The following is an 18,747-nucleotide window of genomic DNA, read 5'->3' as shown; positions in this document are numbered from 1 at the left end:
TCTTAACAAATATCTCCCAATTGTCTTTTTTATGATCGGGCAGCAGTCGGTCGTCGGTCGTCGGTCGTCAGGAGATAGGAGACAGGAGATTATTTTATTTATTCTCCCCACACCCCACACCCCACACCCCACACCCCACTGATAACTGATATGTTTATCATCGAAAGTTTAAAAATGGCCGTCTCCACCCTAAGGGCCAATAAAGTGCGTAGCGGCCTGACCATGTTAGGAATTATCATCGGTAACGCTTCGGTGGTGGCCATGATCGGTATTGGCCAAGGGGCGCAAACCTTAGCCAATGACCAGTTTGCTAACTTGGGACCCAATACCATTTTTGTGGTGCCGGGGTCGCGACAAGCACGCAATACCACCGTTAATTTACCGAAAACCCTAGTTTTAGCTGATGCTCAGGCGATCGCCGAACAGGTTCCCACCGTCGCCGAAGTCGCCCCAGAAATAAACGCTCGTTTCTTGATTTCCTATCGTAATCGCAACATGACGGCTCTAGTGACGGGAAGCACCCCAGAATACGCTTCTGTTCGCAATTTTACCCTAGAAAAAGGTCGTTTTATCAATAATATCGATCTAGCCCGCAACAAACGAGTAACGGTAATCGGCCGTGAAGTGGTAGCGCAACTTTTCCCCACCCAAAATCCCCTCGGTCAACAGCTGCGGATCAAAAATCTCAGTTTTGAGGTGATCGGGATTTTAGAGGCGAAAGGCTCCTTTTTTGGCAATAATCAGGATGAAATGCTGATTATTCCCCTTAGCACCATGAACTCGCAACTGGTGGGCAAAACCTCTGCCTACGGTGTCGAGTTGAGTTGGATTAGTCTCACCGCGCGATCGGGGGAGGAAATCCGCGCTGCTAAGTTCCAAATCCAGAATCTCCTGCGTTTACGCCATAAAATCGTCGCTGAGGATGATTTTCGCGTCGAAACTGCTAAACAGATGATCGAAATCTTCGGCACGATTACCCAGGGTCTAACCCTACTTTTGGCTCTAATCGCCGGTATTTCCCTAATTGTCGGTGGTATCGGGGTAATGAATATTATGCTCGTTTCGGTTTCGGAAAGAACCGGGGAAATCGGACTAAGAAAAGCGATCGGAGCCAGAGAACAGGATATTCTCTTACAATTCCTGATTGAATCAACTCTCGTTTCCATCGCTGGCGGTGCGCTTGGTATTCTCGTCGGTGCGGGAGCGATCGTTCTTGTCTCCAGTTTCTCCCCCCTGGCTGCCACTGTTTCCGCCACCGCCGTCGCCCTGTCTTTGAGCGTTTCCACGGGTATTGGTCTCTTTTTTGGCGTTTTTCCCGCCTATCGTGCCTCTAAATTGGAGCCGATTGTCGCCCTCAGAAGTGTATAAGCTGCCCGCGCATTAGTAAAGGGATTGGGGGAGATTCAGCTAATTTCAGGATAGGCGGTTAAAATGCGCCTTAGCTTAATTTTTTAACGTTTCCTTAAATCTGTAAATAGACCATTTAATTGATTATTATTTATTCTTAATTCTCCTGACTCCTGACTACTGGCTACTGACTACTGACTCCTAACCCTAACAACAATTTTTGATTTTTACAAGAGGTCTAATATGTGGGACGGATTTTATAATCCCGATAACGACGATAATCATTGAGGATGCGATCGTGATCAAAGCATAAAGCTTGGGGGAATTCCCAGAGATAAAAAATCCCGACTTTTTTGGCATCATCGGCAGCGATCGGTTTTCCTTTTGCCGTGGCGATAAAAACGATACTAATGGTGTGTTGACGTGCATCGCGCTTAGGATCGGAATAGACGTGAAATTGCTCGATTAACTGCACCTGCAAGCTGATTTCCTCGTAAGCTTCCCGAATTGCCGCCGTTTCCACCGATTCGCCGTAGTCCACGAATCCCCCCGGAATTGCCCAACCAAAGGGCGGATTTTTTCTCTCAATTAGTACGATCGGACGGTGGGGCGAGTCGATCAGTTCGATGATAATATCAACAGTGGGGGCAGGATTGCGATAGGGTGTCATTTTTTTCAGTTATCAGTGAACAGTTAAGTAAGTAGTTATAATTAAATTGAAGATAGATTTTGCCTCTGATCCCCCCTGCCCCCCTTGATAAGGGGGGTGCCGATAGGCGGGGGGATCCCCCCTGCCCCCCTTGATAAGGGGGGATCAGACAACTTTTAACACCTACCTACTTATCAGTAATCGGTCAATAATTTCATTTAAGACTCATAACCTTAAAATCGAATCTTTTCTAACCAGTCACTGATCAGGGATCACTAATAAGGAGGGGAATAAAAGTTGTTAGAAAATGCCAAGAAAATTACGGTGATAGGTGGGGGAATTTGGGGACAAACTCTCGCTAATTTGGCTAGACGTAATTACTTAACTGTTAGGGTTTGGTCGCGTCATAGTGGGGAAGATTTAGGGGCTATTATAGCAGATACTGACGTAATTATTTCGGCCGTTTCGATTAAAGGAGTTGCTCCCACGATCGAAAAATTACAGCAGTTACCATTAAATTCTCCCACCATTATCGTCACCGCTACTAAAGGGTTAGATCCGATCACCACTCGTACACCTTTTCATCTGTGGAATCAAGCTTTTCCCGCTAATCCCCTTGTGGTTCTTTCTGGTCCCAATTTAGCTAAAGAAATTAATCAAGGTTTACCCGCTGCGACGGTGGTAGCAAGTTATCAGCAAAAAGCAGCAATATTGTTACAAAAATTATTATCTGGGGAATCTTTTCGGGTTTATCTGAATAGCGATCCCTTGGGGACTGAGTTAGGTGGCACTCTTAAAAATGTCATGGCGATCGCTTCTGGGGTTTGTGATGGTTTACAGTTAGGTACTAATGCCAAATCTGCCCTATTAACTCGCGCTTTACCGGAAATAATTCGGGTGGGAACTTGTCTAGGAGGTTGTCAAGAAACTTTCTTCGGTTTATCGGGTTTAGGGGATTTATTAGCTACCTGTAATAGTCCTTTATCCCGCAATTATCAAGTGGGTTATCAATTAGCTTTAGGTTTATCTTTGCCGGAAGTTTTGGCGAAATTAGAGGGAACTGCCGAAGGAATAAATACCACAGAAGTTTTGATGAGAATTGCCCAAGAAAAAAATTTATATGTACCGATTACCTGCCAAGTTGATCGTCTTTTGCGCGGGGAAATTTCTCCCCAAGTTGCCGTTTATGAATTAATGCGTCGGGATCTAAAAGCAGAATTTGATTAAGAGACAAGAGATTTTTTAGTAAACAGTAAAAAGTAATCCGTGAGTGGTTGGGGAGTGGGGACGAAGGTTTAACGCTTTGCTTTGTTGGTTATCTTAGTCATCAATAAAGTATCAAATAGCCCCAACGGGATTCTCCATTTTTTTAGATAAAGATAGTGAGTTAAGCAAATTATTGTTATTAACAAATATTTTACACACTTCATACAAGATAAGCACTATGGCTCACCACCACTACCCAATCATTACCTAGTTGCTTTTTTGCTCGATCGATTTTTATAACTCCCCTAATGGCTTCAATTATTATTTACTCAGACTGAGACTCAGGGAGTAACTTAGGTTGAAATAATTGGGAAGGAAGAAAACGAAAACCGCTTTGATCTTCTTGACGAATTAATAATCCTTGTTCTTCCATCGATTTAAGTTGGGGCAAGAGAGCAACAAAGGTTATAGCATCAAGTTTATCCAAAGTTTGATCAGAAATATTCTCACTAATGCCACCGGCTTGATGAGCAACGTATAATAAATGACGAAACTGAGGACTTAAATAATCAGTAAAGTCTTTTTGAAGGATTTGCCAAATTGAATAAAAAGCAGTTTCATCAATAATTTCATATCCTTCTGAAGCAGCTTGCCGTAATACTTTTTCACAGATAGTATTCAGTTCTCGAGGAATTCCTTGAGCGTAACCCGTAATTAAATTGATGACTTCCTCTGTGAAAGGATAGGGATCATTTCGCTGTTCGTTTCTGGCACTATTAAGATAATTAATAGCAATGTGACGTAAATCATCTTGACTCATGGGTTCAAGGGGAATATCTTCAGAAAAGATACCAAGGGCTTTTAAGGTTGCTTCTTGAAACTCGGTAAAGCCTCTTCCTGTCATAATAAATCCTCGATGTTTTCCCATCCGAAATAAATCTAAACTACTTTCTAAAATTGTCTGGACAACAATGGGGTCTTTTTTGTCAAAATCATCAATAGCAATAACAATACGAGAATAAATTTCTTCGGCTTTATTTAATAAACGAATGAGTAAAGGATAGGGATCAGCATTGGCAGTGGGAGTCAGTTGATTAGCAGGGGATTCTTCCTTTTTGCCAAAGGATAAAAAGCCTAATCTAACTTGCCCTTCGATAGTGGTTTTATTGCGTTGGATAGAATAACCTAAAAGCGTATTAGCAATGTCTCTTGATTCTTGATCACTATCCGCTAAACTATCGGCTACAGCTAATAATAAAGCACGATAAAATTCCGTGGAACTTTCCCCAGGAATACTGCTAATATAAAGCAATAACATTTTTTCATTTAATTGGTTAACTTCCTGTTGTAACTGGTTAATTAAATTAAAAATTAAGGCAGTTTTACCAATACCCCAAGCCCCCCTAACTAAGATATTACGTCCTTCATAGAGGGTCGGAATAACTATATCTAAAACTTGATCTCGTCCATAAAAAATCTTTGCTAATTTTTTGCGATCATCGGGGGGAGTTGGTCGAAAAGGATTTTCTATCAGTCCCCATCTTTTGAGAGTTGATTGATAACGGCTGAGTCTTGACATTTTTTACGCAGATTGTAGAATTTTTAGTAGATAATTAATTTCCTCTAGTCGTTCCTTATCATTGTTTTCTTGATAATATGTTTGTGCCTCTTTTAAATGACTACAAGCTTGGGAAATCTTGCCAATTTGTATTTCTAGATTGCCCAGTGCAGTTGTCACAGAAGCCACATTATCTTGATCACCTAAACGACGGAATAGACGTAAAGAATCTTTAAAATAAAGTCTTGCCTGTTCGAGCCTACCAGTGCGATGATAGAGACGGGCAAGTTCCAATAAAATTGGAGCCAAACTACTAATATCCTTTTGTTTTTGATAAAGTTGCTGACAATTTTCTAAGTGTTCAATAGCTTCTGTATAATATCCGCCCTCAAATAAAGCTTTTCCTAATTGATAGGAATAGTTAAAATATAAGGTTTTGTCTTCGGTTTTTTCAATAATTTCTCCAGCTTGTTTATAAGAGTTAATTGCTTGTTGAATGTCTGTCACTTTACCAAGAAGTTTAAATCGTTCTCTGAGAGTATTGGCTAAATTATATTGTGTCTCTGCCCAATCTCCTGGAAAGGCTTGACGGGTATAAATTTTTAAGGCTTCTTGATAACAGACAATTGCATTTTCGATATTCTCGGCTTTATTGCCTCTAATTCGTTCACTATAAGCATTGCCTAAATTATTTTGAGTAGTTGCCCAGTCAAGAGGAAAGGCATCAAAAGTACGAATTTTTAAGGCTTCTTGATAACAGAAAATTGCGGTTTCTATATTCTCTACTATGTCTCCTTTGATTCTGTTTATGTAAGCAGTCCCTAGATTATTTTGTGTTACTGCCCATTGTTCAGGAAAAGCATCACGGGTATGGACTTCTAATGACAGGTTATAAGCAACAATAGCTAACTCTAGATTATCTGCCCTTTCCCCAAGAATGCGCTCACTATAAGCATTACCCAGATTATTTTGTGTTACTGCCCATTCATAAGGAAAAGCATCACGGGTATAGTCTTCTAAAGACTGGTTACAAGCAACAATAGCTAACTCTAAATTTTCTGCCCTTTCCCCTCTGATGCGCTTACTATAAGCAGCACCCAGATTATTTCGTCTCCTTGCCCATTCATAAGGAAAAGCATCACGGGTATAGACTTCTAAAGACAGGTTATAAGCAACAATAGCTAACTCTAGATTATCTGCTCTTTCCCCTCCAATACGATCACTATAAGCAGTCCCTAGATTATTTTGTATTACTGCCCAATCTTCAGGAAAAGCATCACGAGTATATACTTCTAAAGACTGGTTATAAGCAACAATAGCTAACTCTAAATTTTCTGCCCTTTCCCCTCTGATGCGCTTACTATAAGCATTCCCCAGATTATTTTGTATCCTTGCCCATTTTTCAGGAAAAGCTTGACGGGTATATACTTCTAAGAGGGTCTGATAGCCTGTAATAGCGATTTCTAGATTATTAGCCCGACTTCCCAAAGGAAAATCTGCAATCTTAATACATAAATTCTGAATCACCCCGACAATACCCGCCACTTCTTCTGGTTTCCCTTGAGAAAACACATTTCTAGCCCATTGTTGCAACAGTTGGGCAAAGGTATCATCTAACAGATGTTGACCGCGTTGTAGGATAGGATAAACCACCGCAGGATCGCTATTACTCTCCCATTCTGCTTGTAAGACTTCTGATAAAAACTCCTGATATTCCTCTATACTTCCCGCTTGAAGGTTGAGAAACTGCCCCAATTGTTGCACCATATCGCGTAACCAAGATGATGTGATGGACGATGATTTTTTCGACAGACCGATCCTATGAATATGCTAATTAAAAAAAGGTGGGTTAAGTCCCACCTTGATAACTGATTAGGATTTTTGGCTGAAATAGGCCTCTAGCGCCTCATTGATGATTTGATTCATCGGCCGTTTTTCCGTTTCCGAAGCTTCCTTGAGACGGACAAACATATCATCGGGGACGCTGACACGGTTTTGATTTTTACGCACGCGTTTGGGTTTTGATTCAGTGGTAGTAGTTTCGGTCATTTTAGGTGTGTAGGTGGCTGAAAATGCTTGTAAAGCAGGGAAATTGACTCGATGACAGAATTCTCCGAAGGTTTCGTTATTTTGTTGATCCTGTTGGAAGTAAACGAAAATCGGTTCTAAGACCTTTTCTAGATCATCGATCGCCATTTTATCCAAATAGGGACGCGCTAGTCGAGTTTGATCGGCTGTTCCCCCTAACCAGAGTTGGTAGGAATTGGGAGCGCTACCCACAAATCCTAATTCTGCCATATAGGGACGCGCGCAGCCATTGGGACATCCTGTCATGCGGATGACAAATTCCTCTTTGCTTAATCCTAAGCGATTAAGCAGGGTGCGAATGCGTTCAATCACGCTGGGTAAAATTCTTTCTGACTCAGTAATCGCTAATCCACAGGTGGGCCAAGCGGGACAGGCCATGGCATAACGGGTTAAAGGGTCAATTTCGGCGGGATTGGTGATAATTCCGTGTTCTTTCAGGATCGCCTCGATCGCTTGTTGATCCTGGGGTTCGATTTCGTAGAGAATGATATTATGGTTAGCCGTCAAGCGCATGGGTAGCTCAAAACGCTCGATAATCACTTTTAAGGCGGTTTTTAGCTGAAAACTGCCTTCATTTTTAACCCGGCCATTCTCCACAGAAAGACCAAAAAATAATTTTCCGTCTCCCTGTTCATTCCATCCCAAAAAGTCTTGATATTCCCAATCGGGGAGGGGTTGGTAGGGGGCAATTTTTTGGCCGAAATAACCCTCAACAGTGCTGCGGAATTTTTCTACTCCCCATTCTTCGAGGATATATTTCATTCTCGCATGACGACGATCGCCGCGATCACCGTAATCCCTTTGGGTTGCCACGATCGCTTTTACCAGATCATATACCTCCTCTTTGCTCACATAACCGATCGGATCGGCCATTCTGGGGAAAGTTTCTTCCTTATTGTGGGTTCTTCCCAGTCCACCCCCCGCAAGGATGTTAAAACCCTGTAATTGACCATTTGCGTCGGTAATCACCACTAAACCGAGGTCATTGGTGTAGATATCGATGGAGTTGTCCCCCGGCACGGTGACACCGATCTTGAACTTACGGGGCATATAATGTTGACCGTAGATCGGTTCGATCGGATCGTTTTTGTTAATGCCATTTGTATCTTTTTGTCTCGATGCCTTGACTTCTGGCGCTTCTTCTGCACTGATCACCTTTTCGCCATCGAGCCAAATTTCGTAGTAAGCTCCAGTTTGGGGAGTGAGCAAATCGGCGATATTATTGGCATATTCCCAAGCATAGCCGTATTCAGGGCGATTTTTGTAGGGGGCTGGCGGTGCAGTGACATTGCGGTTAACATCACCACAGGCCGCTAAAGTGGATCCCATACTGCGGATAATTTCCCCGAGGGTAGCTTTGAGATTTTTCTTTAAAATGCCGTGTAATTGGAAGCCTTGGCGAGTTGTCACGCGTAAAGTGCCGTTACCGTAGCGATCGGACAAACTATCGAGGGTAAGATATAGTTGCGCGGGAATAAAACCCCCCGGACTGCGGGTACGCAACATCATTTGATAGTCTTTTTCTTGACCTTTGGCTCTATTGTCGCGATTATCCTGTTGATAGGAACCGTGAAATTTGAGGATCTGCACCGCCGCATCGGTAAAATGGGTTGTATCTTCGAGGAGTTCACTGGCCAAAGGTTCTCGTAGATAATTACTGCGTTCTTTGATACCTTCGACTTTAGAAACCTTGGCGGTAGGAGAAATAGGAGTTGTAACCATCGTCTAACAGCACGATAACCTGTGGATAGGTCTTAGGAATAGGAATTTAGACAAGCTCGATCGATCCTAAGAAGTTTTACTAAGATGATCTCTAGAGTTCGTTCCAGACTCTGAGGTTAACAGTAGCGATCGAGACCTTAATTCTATCTTAGCTTCTTACCGTACCCCGCGAACGCCACCCACCGATCGAATTTTTATGACCAATTCTCCCAACATTAAAACGGTTATTAGTCAAGAACCCTACATTATTCTTAACAATCAGGGAGAAATTCTCCCTTCTATTAATCTGAGTCGTCCTAATTATAAATTGGGTCGGGATGGTCAACAGGTGGATTTAGTTGTTCCCCAACACTGGACGGTGGTGAGTCGAGTCCAAGCTTGTTTTCGTCGTCAGGGAGATGATTACTATATCTACGATGGAGACGGGACTAATCCTAGTTCCAATCAACTTTTTATCAATAATCGCGTCATTACTCCCAAAGAGGGCTATCTTTTACGAAATGGGGATGAGATTAATATCGGTCAAGATGTCAAAAATTCGGTCAAGATTACCTATTATCATCCTAACCAACAGGTAAAAAGCCCACCTTTAGCTTTTAAATCGGTTTCCCTAAGCAATCGCAGTGTAGTTTTAGGACGAGATAATGCTGCCACTGTGGTTTTAGACGCTCCGACAATTTCCCGACAACACGCGATTATCGATAGCGATAACCAAAATCGTTATATTCTCCACGACAAAAGCACCAATGGAGTCTTTATCGACGGACAAAAAGTATCGGGTAGTGCCATTTTAGCCAACGGTTGTACGGTGAGAATCGGACCCTATAGTTTTCGTTTGCAGGGAGATGACTTAGTTTTATTAGATACAGGGGATAATATCCGTCTGGATGCCGAAAATATCGTCAGGATGGTGCGGGATAAAAAGAAACGACCGTTGATAATTCTCAATCATATCTCCTTACCGATCGAACCGAGTCAATTAGTGGCGATTGTCGGGGGAAGTGGTGCAGGAAAATCGACTTTCTTAAAGACTTTATTAGGAATTGAACCCACCACCTCGGGAACTGTTTATCTGAATGGGGAAGAGCTGCGCCAGAATTTTAATATCTATCGCACCCAAATCGGTTATGTTCCCCAATACGATATCGTTCACAGGGATTTAACTGTGGGAGAAGTGTTATATTATGCTTCTAAATTAAGGCTAACTCCCGATCTTAATTGCCAAGAAGTGATCGAGAAAACCCTGCAGCAGGTGGAATTATTAGAAAGAAGAAATACTTTAGTCAGAGACTTAAGCGGTGGTCAATTAAAAAGGGTGAGTATTGCGGTAGAATTATTAGCTAATCCCAAATTATTCTTTTTAGATGAACCCACCTCGGGATTAGACCCCGGTTTAGATAAAAAGATGATGGAATTGCTGGCAAAATTGGCCAAAGAAGGCAGAACAATTCTCCTAGTCACCCATGCTACTAATAATATCAATCTCTGCGATCGATTAGTTTTTCTTGGTCAAGGGGGCAATTTATGTTATTTTGGTTCTCCGGGGGAGGCCTTAAATTTTTTCTCTTTACCTCAGGGGGATTTTGCCGATATTTATATTCATCTGGAAACTAGCGAAAAAGTTGAGCAAGAATGCCAACGTTTCCAACAATCCGACTACTACAAAAATAATATTGAAGCAAGAATCGGTAAAATATTTCAGCAAAATAATAGTAAACCGCAACAGGTTCAACAATCTTTTTGGCTACAACTACAGGTTTTATGTCAACGCTATAGCCAATTAATTATCCGCGATCAGGTTAGTTTAATTTTATACCTATTAACCGCCCCGATCGGAATTTTATTAATGGCCATGGTTTTAGGGGACGAAAATCCTTTATTTTTGGGGGATAATCCCAGTTTTGAGCAGGCTATCCAATCCGCACCTTTAGCCTTAAAAACTCTCTTTGTTTTTACCTGCGCGGAATTATGGGTAGGTTTTGCCTGTTCCCTACAGGAAATTGTCAAAGAATCGCCAATTTATCGGCGAGAAAGATTAGTTAATCTGGGATTATTACCCTATTTATTCTCAAAAAGTCTGGTTTTAGCAGCCTTAGCTTTTCTGCAAACAATTGTAATTACCTGCGTGATATTTTGGGGATTTGCTGACCCGCAGCCGGAATTAATGACCTGGTTAATTGGTTGTTTTATTACCACATTTTTAACTATATTTGCGGCGATTAATCTCGGTTTGTTAATTTCTGCTGGCGTTAATAATATCACCCAAGCAAATAGTGCCTTACCTTTAATTTTAATCCCTCAGATTATCTTTGCTGGGGTATTATTTAGCTTAGAAGGTCTGGGGAAATATCTATCATGGTTGATGATTAGTCGCTGGTCAATTGCTGCCTACGGGGTATTAGTAGAGGTGGAAGCTATGATTGCAGAAGCGAAAGAACAAAATACTTTTAATATCCCTTTACCCTTTGAGGATGTCAATCAAGTTTATCAATTATCTATCAATAATTTGTTATTGAATTGGGGAGTTTTAATTCTTCATTCCCTTATTTATTTTCTACTTACCTATTGGTTGCAAAAAAGAAAAGATATTTTGTGATCTGAATGATAACTGATAACTGATAAGTAGGGAGGCACAATTATTTGTAGGATGGGTTAGCGATAGCGTAAACTATACGGGCGTTCGGTTTCATGCTTCAACCCAACCTACGTTCATCTTATATTTAATTCCACCCACCTACTTAACTGATCACTGATAACTGATAACTGATAACTAACCCTACTTAAGTTGACTTCAGATCAAGAGCGATCGGACATTCCACTTTCGTTCCCCCTAAACCGCAGTAACCGCTGGGATTTTTCGCTAAATATTGCTGATGATAAACTTCAGCATAATAAAATTCAGGTGCGTCGATAATTTCCGTGGTAATTTGACCATGGCCCGCTTTATTGAGAGCTTCTTGATAGATCGATCGAGATTTTTCCGCTAATTGCTTTTGCTGGGGATTATAGGTATAGATACCCGATCGATACTGAGTTCCCGTATCATTACCCTGACGCATTCCTTGGGTGGGATTATGACTTTCCCAGAAAACCTTTAACAGTTGTTCGTAGGAAATCACACTGGGATCATAGACCACTAAGACCACTTCATTATGCCCAGTCATGCCGGTACACACTTCCTGATAGGTGGGATTAGGGGTGATACCAGCCGCATAACCCACGGCCGTGGTGTAAACACCTTCTAATTGCCAAAATTTCCGCTCTGCTCCCCAAAAACAGCCTAAACCAAACATTGCGGTTTCCATACCGCCAGGGAAGGGGGGCTGCAAAGGATGACCGTTAACGTAGTGGCTGCTAGGTACGGGCATTTTTTCCGATCGCCCGGGTAGTGCTTCCCTTACTGTGGGCAAAGTTAATTTTTTTCCGAATCCGAATAACACCATAATAAGAATTTGTCGAGAAAGTTTGACTTTACTTTACATTATCGCTTAATTTTAGGGATTTCAGTGATCGGTGATCAGAACCGAGGCTGCAGCTCAATTTTTGTCAATCTACTGATACCATTTTTCTCAAGTAATGGCAGAGATGGTTAATTTCCCTTCCCCCCAACCCCGGTCCGGCGAAGGGAAGAGGCGAGTAGGATGCCTGCCACGAATAAAGAAAAATGCTATCAGCCAATTACTTTGAGAGTTAAGCAGTAAGCGTTGAGGTTGTTGGGTTTCGCTTTTTCAATTGAATTAATACGTTTTCTCCCAAGTATTGTTTCGCTCAAACCAACCTACGAGGCTGCTCCCTAATTAGATTTAATTGGGCTAACCTACTTCCCAATTGTGTTAGCATCAGAGATAAGTATAAAACAGCCGAACGATTAAAGCGGGACTATTGGCTCTATGTGGTGTTTAACTGTGGGACAATGTCGGAAGTTTATGTCATTCGAGAGGCGGTTACGCTAGGACGGCAACCTGTTACAAGCATTGAACATTATCAGCTTGGACTAGAGGCAATTCTACGGCAGGATGAACGGGAATGAAGATCAGCAAAATTCAGATTAAAAATTTTAAGTCTTTTCAAAATGTTACCGTAGATTTAGATCCTGATTTTAATGTCTTTACTGGGGTTAATAATTCAGGAAAAACCAATTTGCTAGAGGCGATCGCTCTTTGGCATGAGTGTTTTAACTTCTTGTTATACCAAGCAATTCGTGCTAAACCTGAACGTTATCGAGCGGGGCATTATGTTTTTAAAGATACTCAGTATTTAATTTACACAGATGTAAAAACAGTTCGTAGTTCTAATATTGATGACTTATTTTATCAGTGCGATAAAAGTCAAAAAATTGAATTAATTTTTATCTTTCAAGACATATATTCTGAGCAAAGACCAAACCCATTATTAAAGATTGGTTTTTCAATTACAAATTCCCATGGCAACAGCTACAAGCTAGAATTTTTAAATCGTCAAGATTTTGATTTTTTTCAGTTTAACCAACTATTTCATAATTTTCCTAAAGCAATTGGCTGTTCTTTTGCTTCTCCTGTTGCAACGATTAGAGCAGACGAAAGATTTTTAACTACTCCGCAGGTACTAGAAGCAATTCAAAAGCGAGAATCGGTTGAAGTCATTCGTAATCGTCTATACACTCTTCATAGTGATCAAGCAGATCCTCAATTGTATGAGAGATTTAAGCGCGATTTGTCGTATATTCTCTTTGATAGCCCTAGTGCAGAGGTTAGCTTTTTTACTTCTAGTGATTTTCGGGATGATGTCAAAGTTATTATTAATTACAAAATTGATAATCGTGATATAGAAAAAGATATTTCTTTACTGGGAAGTGGGACAATACAGATTATTGTAATTTTATTAAATTTATATTCTTTTGGGCAAAGAAATGATCTCAATTTGATTCTTTTTGATGAGCCTGATAGTCATATTCATCGTGACATACAGAGTCGGCTAATCAATACACTGCTTAGATTCTCTGAGACAACACAAATTTTTTTAACAACTCATAATGAAAGTTTAATTCGACAGGTTTCTTTACATCAATTATTTCATCTGGAAAATAGACCTCAATATAATTATAATGCTTTATCTCGACAAGAACTTCCCGTAGAGCCACGTTTTAAAGGAATTTATCCCTCTAGTCTGAATCCTATTATTAGTTCTTTGGGTAATAGTAATGGTTTAGATTTTATTAATGCCGTTGAAGCGGATAAAATCATTTTTGTTGAAGGTCAGGATGATGCAAAAGCAATTTATACGTTATTACAAAAGAATACTATTGGTATAAATACAAAAAAATATTCTTTCTGGGTGATGGGTGGAGTCTCTCAAATTTTTAAGGATTTACCTAGTTATAAAAAGATTTTTCAGTTAATTAAGAATCAGCAGAATTTATGGCAAAAATCTGTGTTAATTTTTGATAGAGATTTCTTAAATGACGACCATAAAAATCTAATTATAAATAATTTAAATAATCGGTTTAATTTGCCAACGTGTATCCCAAGTGCATATACGTTTGAATCTATTTTATTTACAGATTTTGATAAATTAGGTAGGTTACTTTTTCTGTGGTTAAGTCACCAGCAAAATTCGATTTCAGTGGATGCCGTAAGTCTTGCTCAAGGTCTTAAACAAGCCTATCTGAACTATATGAATCCCAAATTACAGCAATTACTCAATGATGATGAGGCATTTGAACAAATCATCTATCAATGTGGCTCTGTTCGGGATAAGCTCAAAAGTGATGATATGTTGGGTACAAATGATAGGTCAATTCCAGAAAATGATGTTCAATTATCAACTGCTTATCGCAACTATTTCAATCAAATTTTGAATACACGGGATTTTTACAAGTATGCCAAAAAAGATGACGTTCAAGCAATTATCAATCAGGTGATCAGCCCTCATAATATAGCGTTTAATATTGAGCAGGATTTTATTGCTTTATTAGAATGCGTTGATCGCTCAACTTGGTTTGAGGAGTGGGATTTTTTAACGAGATTGTAGAATTTTAACTATGACGACCTACCCTAAACGCCTGATCGAAGTTGACCTACCCATTAAGCGAATTTCTGCCCATGCGCGGCGGTAAAAATCGATTCGTCATGGGCATATTTCTACACTTCATAGCGCAGCTTGACGGTGGGAGTATGTCAATGAATTTGCCAAGCAAACTGATTACTGTTCACTGTTCACCGAAAAAAGCTGCGCCGCTGCCGGTTCAAATTAACCGAAGTGAGGCATAAGAGTCAAAACTCCCAAGTCTAAATCTTTACTATCGATCGATTTTGCCTCGTAGAGGGCTAACATATCGTTTAATTGGGGATTACCGCAGGAGGAACCGGTTACGCCCATGGCAATAATCAAACCACAATAACCCTCGGTATTTTTGATGCGTTTTTGCCAATTGCGGCGAGCATTACGGTGGTCGGGATCATCTTGCTCGAATTCCCCAAATAGATAGAGATCACCGTTAGCCATTTTCAGAATCCCCAGATCATAACGGGTATCTTCGAGGGGATCTTCGCCGGGGTTAAAACCAATGCCCGCCAAACCGCCAGCTTGTTCGATTTTTTCGATAATTTCCTTGGCTTTCGGTCGGGAGGTCTGGATCATGACCACGGGGAAACCCTCCCCTTTTGTTGGTACGGATTGGGGTTGATAATGGATTTTCGGACGACTGCGAATTTTATCTAATAATTGCCAGGGAACCATTCCCAGACTCAGATGTGCATTATCAGGGACTAGATTTTCCTTGAGTACGGATTCTTCCTCATCATCATCCTCATCGTCGTCCTCCTCCTCTAAGAGTTGCATAAATTCCGCACATAGATCGGGCATCGTGGCCACCGTCACCGCCACGGTTTCCCCTTTTGCTTGTTCGGGGTCGAGGGGAATGCGAAAACGACGCTGTAATTCTCCGATCGGTTCTTCGGATAAAGCGGATTGATTGCCTTTAAAAAAGCGCAACAGAGCTATTAAAGCCAAATATACCGTGATTGCTTCTTCTTCATCCAAATAGGGGCGAATACCTTCGTAGGGATGCACGCTGCCGAAAACTGGATGGATTTGGGAGGGGGCAGCCGAGGCCAGATCGTAGTCATCCTCATCATCGTCCTCATCATCATCGGCCAATTCGTAGCTTAAAAACCAGCAATCTTGGGAAAGAAAGGCTTTTTCTAATCTTTCCATCGATTTTTCTTCTAAAGCGGCCTGCCGGAATTGTTTGAGGGATACTAGGGAACGATAGAGAATGACTCCGTATTCCCGACCGAGCATTCCCATGATACAGGCGTAAAGATTCGGGAAATCGGGGCGATCGATCTTAATTTCCAAGATATCGTAATCAGCCAAACAGGACCAGGGTTCAGCTTTCCAAATTTCGTGAGCAGTTTTCACTAAAGCGGACTGCCAAGCGGGGGGAATTGCCGGGGGGCGGTTATTTTGGAATTCGTCGAATCCACGAAAGAGATCATCGATCAGGGGCAAATTGGGGACATAATCGATGGTGATATCGAGATCTTGTAGTACCCCACGCAGAAAAAACTGTGTTTCTCGATCACGGACGATAATTTTTTTCGGTCTCGCTGGCCGGGCGGGACTTTGCGGTGTTTCGATGGCGCGGATTAAGGTTCTCACCATGGCCTCTGGTCCGGTTTCGGGGGAAACTACTTCCATAGCGCGTACACAGCCCTCGCTGCCGTCCACCCAGATCACGCACTCGCCACCGCTTTCTTGATTTGGTTCTAGGGTGGCCCGGGGCATTCTCTCGGATAAGGATAAAGCACGACGATCTCCTTCCCAAACGCTGGGAATTTGTGGGATTTTTTTGAGGCGGCTTTGGGTCGTCCGGGGCAGAAGATTCATCGGGAAATTTAGGGGTAGCTGTGTTAGGATTTTAACCTTTTCTTTTCAAGGATTCCATAAGAATTATTCTATCGATTTAGTCCATAACCTGATAGATAAACCGGAAACCTGACCAAGTTCCCAGATCAAAGGCGTATTCATCAATGACACTGCCAGAATTATCCATTTTTAAGCCTAAATCTAATTTTAGATCGCTCCAGAAAGCTCTGGCTATTTCTAGGGGGTTAGTCAGGGTGAGCAGTTGGCTGGCTTCTCCCTTGAGGCTTTGAGTGGCATTGAGAAGGGTCAAGGTGTTCGGGAAAGGATGGCGACTGAGGATCAGTATATTCTCTCTGATGCCCTTGGGTTGACTAATTTTCCAATGCCCTTGGCCGGAATTGGGGATGGTGGCCTTGGTTTTGGCCGCCACGACAAAGGGGGCTAATGGGCTAGAATTGCTGAAATTATCGGGGTTTTCCGGACGGGAACAGTATAAAAGCGGTTGGCGATCGCTGTTGAGGACAAGGATCATTGCGTAGAGGGGTTGTTCTTCTTGATTCTCAATTTGATAGCGAATTTCCGTCCCGACGGGCAGAATTAAGTCATTTTTAGCGGTATTAGTCCCCCTGCTACCCACAATTTTTTGGGTTTGTACCGTGGAGATATAGGTTTGATCGAGGCTTTCTAGGGTGACAATGACGGCTAAACCAGAGGATTCTTGATTGATCAACAAGTGCCACAATTTGCAGGCCAGCAGGGTTTCTAGTTGGGATTGCAGTCGTTTGATTCCTGATTTAATTGCTTCGTTGGCCGCCCCTAAACTACCGATAATTAGGGAGCCATTGGCAGATAATAACTGATAATTGCCAGTTTCTTCGCTACCAACTCGACTTAAGAGACAATCTACCGTTTGTTCACCAATGTTAACCACGGCGGCCACATCGGGCAAACCGGCAAAGGTGCTGGTGGCATCTACCCGTTCAATCCGGGTTAAATTACTATCCAAACCGACGATTAAACCGATTTGACTGGGAAAAACCCGCAATTTTTCCTGTAGAATCTGTCCTATTTCTAGGGAAGCAGCCGGGGATAATAATTGCGCTTTCGCTTTTAAACCCTGACGGGAGAGAATTTGTAGGCTGATTTCCTCCCCAGTCGCCTCAATAAAGCTCAAACAGGAGTTAATTCCGTAATTTTCTAGGATTTCTAAGGGCAGGCCGACCAGATTGACTTCTAGGGTGCGTTCATCAATAAGATTTGTAACAATTGCTGCGCCCCCCCTTGACGTTTCTGACGTTGTATGATAGGGCGGGGCAGAATTATTTTTTTGATTACTGGTTAGGATTGCCGGCTGCTGTTGTTCACTGCTGTGACTAGCGACGAGATTACGGAGATGGGGAAAAGCGATCGCAATTGTCGGACTGGGGCAAGCTTGCCAGAGATACTGGGTGAGATCATAGGTGAATAAGCCAGCATTGGGGCTATTACCGCTCAATTCCAGGGCGATTTGCTCCGGTTTAGCGGCAGCGAGAATAACGCCGTTACTAGGCTTATTTTTGAGGTTAAAACGGGTTTTAATATCGGTAGCGAAAGTTAATTCGGCGGGGTTAAGATCAGTAAGGGTTTCGGGATAGGAACGAACGCGAAGATTACCGAGATAGGGCTGAGGTTGGGGGAGATGACTACTATCAAAAACCAAGCTAAACTTATCCGTAGCTAGACAGCGAGCCATCAGCAGGATATTTTCCTTGATTAAAGCATTTTCTGCCCCATCAGCAGTAATAAAAACCTCTTTTCCGGCCCCAAGACTGCCATAACCGCTAAAGTGAAAAATTACCACATCCCCCAACCTGGCTTGGGCGATCAGGTGTTCTAAAAAAGCCGCTTTGATCGCTTCTCCACTGGCTTTTTTTCCCGTTAAAGTCACTATATCAGCATCCTGAAAGCCAAAACGATAACGGAGAAGGTCTTTTTGTAACTCCACATCGGTGAGACAACCTGGCAGCGGCGGAATATTCGCCCCATACTGGTCAATACCGACTAAAAGAGCCAATTTTCGGGGATTAGGGGCGGCGAGAGCGGCCAAATGACGGTTAAGTGTCCCTTGACTAATCGCCAAAGTCAGCAACCCCCAACCTGTCTGCTGGATCAATTCTCGCCTAGTTATGTTCATCGGAAATTTTGGGTTTGAAACCCCGCCGTTCTACGGCGGCTTTACGTTAGAATTAAAAGGCCAGTCTCGAAAACCAAGTGGACGGCGCAGCACCTTGAAAACTCGGCTTAGGGGGTTCCGACCAGAAAAGCTTGGCCGGGTAAAAAGTCGCGCGCA

Annotated in this window: 11 protein-coding genes; 4 read left to right on the top strand and 7 right to left on the bottom strand. The window is 42.1% G+C overall.

The window, feature by feature from the left end; all coding sequences use genetic code 11:
* Positions 1–150: 150 nt before the first annotated feature.
* Entirely contained in the window at positions 151–1,368 is a 1,218-nt protein-coding gene (locus tag EWV60_RS06190; protein ID WP_287231592.1) for an ABC transporter permease, read from the top strand.
* A 217-nt stretch (positions 1,369–1,585) separates the two neighbouring features.
* Here EWV60_RS06190 and EWV60_RS06185 read toward each other — a convergent pair whose 3' ends face one another.
* Complete coding sequence (locus tag EWV60_RS06185) at positions 1,586–2,017, bottom strand: NUDIX domain-containing protein (protein WP_287231591.1); 432 nt, start codon at positions 2,015–2,017, stop codon at positions 1,586–1,588.
* Between the two features lie 276 nt (positions 2,018–2,293).
* On the opposite strand from EWV60_RS06185, the gene EWV60_RS06180 reads away from it, so the two are divergent.
* Positions 2,294–3,223: an NAD(P)H-dependent glycerol-3-phosphate dehydrogenase gene (locus EWV60_RS06180; protein ID WP_287231590.1), complete on the top strand. Its 930-nt coding sequence runs from the start codon at positions 2,294–2,296 to the stop codon at positions 3,221–3,223.
* 304 nt (positions 3,224–3,527) lie between these two features.
* Here EWV60_RS06180 and EWV60_RS06175 read toward each other — a convergent pair whose 3' ends face one another.
* The 3 genes from EWV60_RS06175 to sir form a co-directional block, all read right to left on the bottom strand.
* Entirely contained in the window at positions 3,528–4,781 is a 1,254-nt protein-coding gene (locus EWV60_RS06175; protein ID WP_287231589.1) for an AAA family ATPase, read from the bottom strand.
* 3 nt (positions 4,782–4,784) lie between these two features.
* Positions 4,785–6,527 (bottom strand): tetratricopeptide repeat protein, encoded by a 1,743-nt coding sequence (locus EWV60_RS06170; protein WP_287231588.1) that lies wholly within the window; start codon positions 6,525–6,527, stop codon positions 4,785–4,787.
* A gap of 105 nt (positions 6,528–6,632) precedes the next feature.
* A complete protein-coding gene (gene sir, locus EWV60_RS06165; protein ID WP_287231587.1) occupies positions 6,633–8,570 on the bottom strand; it encodes a sulfite reductase, ferredoxin dependent in 1,938 nt (645 codons plus the stop codon).
* 196 nt (positions 8,571–8,766) lie between these two features.
* Here sir and EWV60_RS06160 point away from each other — a divergent pair, with 196 nt between their 5' ends.
* Positions 8,767–11,166 carry an FHA domain-containing protein gene (locus tag EWV60_RS06160; protein ID WP_287231586.1) on the top strand — a complete coding sequence of 800 codons (2,400 nt, stop codon included), beginning with the start codon at positions 8,767–8,769 and terminating at the stop codon, positions 11,164–11,166.
* A 184-nt stretch (positions 11,167–11,350) separates the two neighbouring features.
* Here EWV60_RS06160 and msrA read toward each other — a convergent pair whose 3' ends face one another.
* Complete coding sequence (gene msrA / locus EWV60_RS06155) at positions 11,351–12,013, bottom strand: peptide-methionine (S)-S-oxide reductase MsrA (RefSeq protein WP_287231585.1); 663 nt, start codon at positions 12,011–12,013, stop codon at positions 11,351–11,353.
* A gap of 583 nt (positions 12,014–12,596) precedes the next feature.
* Here msrA and EWV60_RS06150 point away from each other — a divergent pair.
* Positions 12,597–14,579 carry an ATP-dependent nuclease gene (locus tag EWV60_RS06150; RefSeq protein WP_287231584.1) on the top strand — a complete coding sequence of 661 codons (1,983 nt, stop codon included), beginning with the start codon at positions 12,597–12,599 and terminating at the stop codon, positions 14,577–14,579.
* A gap of 219 nt (positions 14,580–14,798) precedes the next feature.
* Here EWV60_RS06150 and EWV60_RS06145 read toward each other — a convergent pair whose 3' ends face one another.
* Both EWV60_RS06145 and EWV60_RS06140 read right to left on the bottom strand, forming a co-directional pair.
* Positions 14,799–16,439 carry a DUF6930 domain-containing protein gene (locus tag EWV60_RS06145; RefSeq protein ID WP_002776610.1) on the bottom strand — a complete coding sequence of 547 codons (1,641 nt, stop codon included), beginning with the start codon at positions 16,437–16,439 and terminating at the stop codon, positions 14,799–14,801.
* Between the two features lie 76 nt (positions 16,440–16,515).
* On the bottom strand, positions 16,516–18,591 hold the full coding sequence (locus EWV60_RS06140) for a caspase family protein (RefSeq protein WP_287231583.1): 2,076 nt from the start codon (positions 18,589–18,591) through the stop codon (positions 16,516–16,518).
* Between the last annotated feature and the right edge of the window lie 156 nt (positions 18,592–18,747).

Origin of the sequence: Microcystis sp. Msp_OC_L_20101000_S702, from assembly GCF_007095705.1 — a bacterium.
GTDB classification, from domain to species: Bacteria; Cyanobacteriota; Cyanobacteriia; order Cyanobacteriales; family Microcystaceae; genus Microcystis; species Microcystis ichthyoblabe_A.
This window is presented reverse-complemented; position numbering and strand designations above follow the sequence as displayed.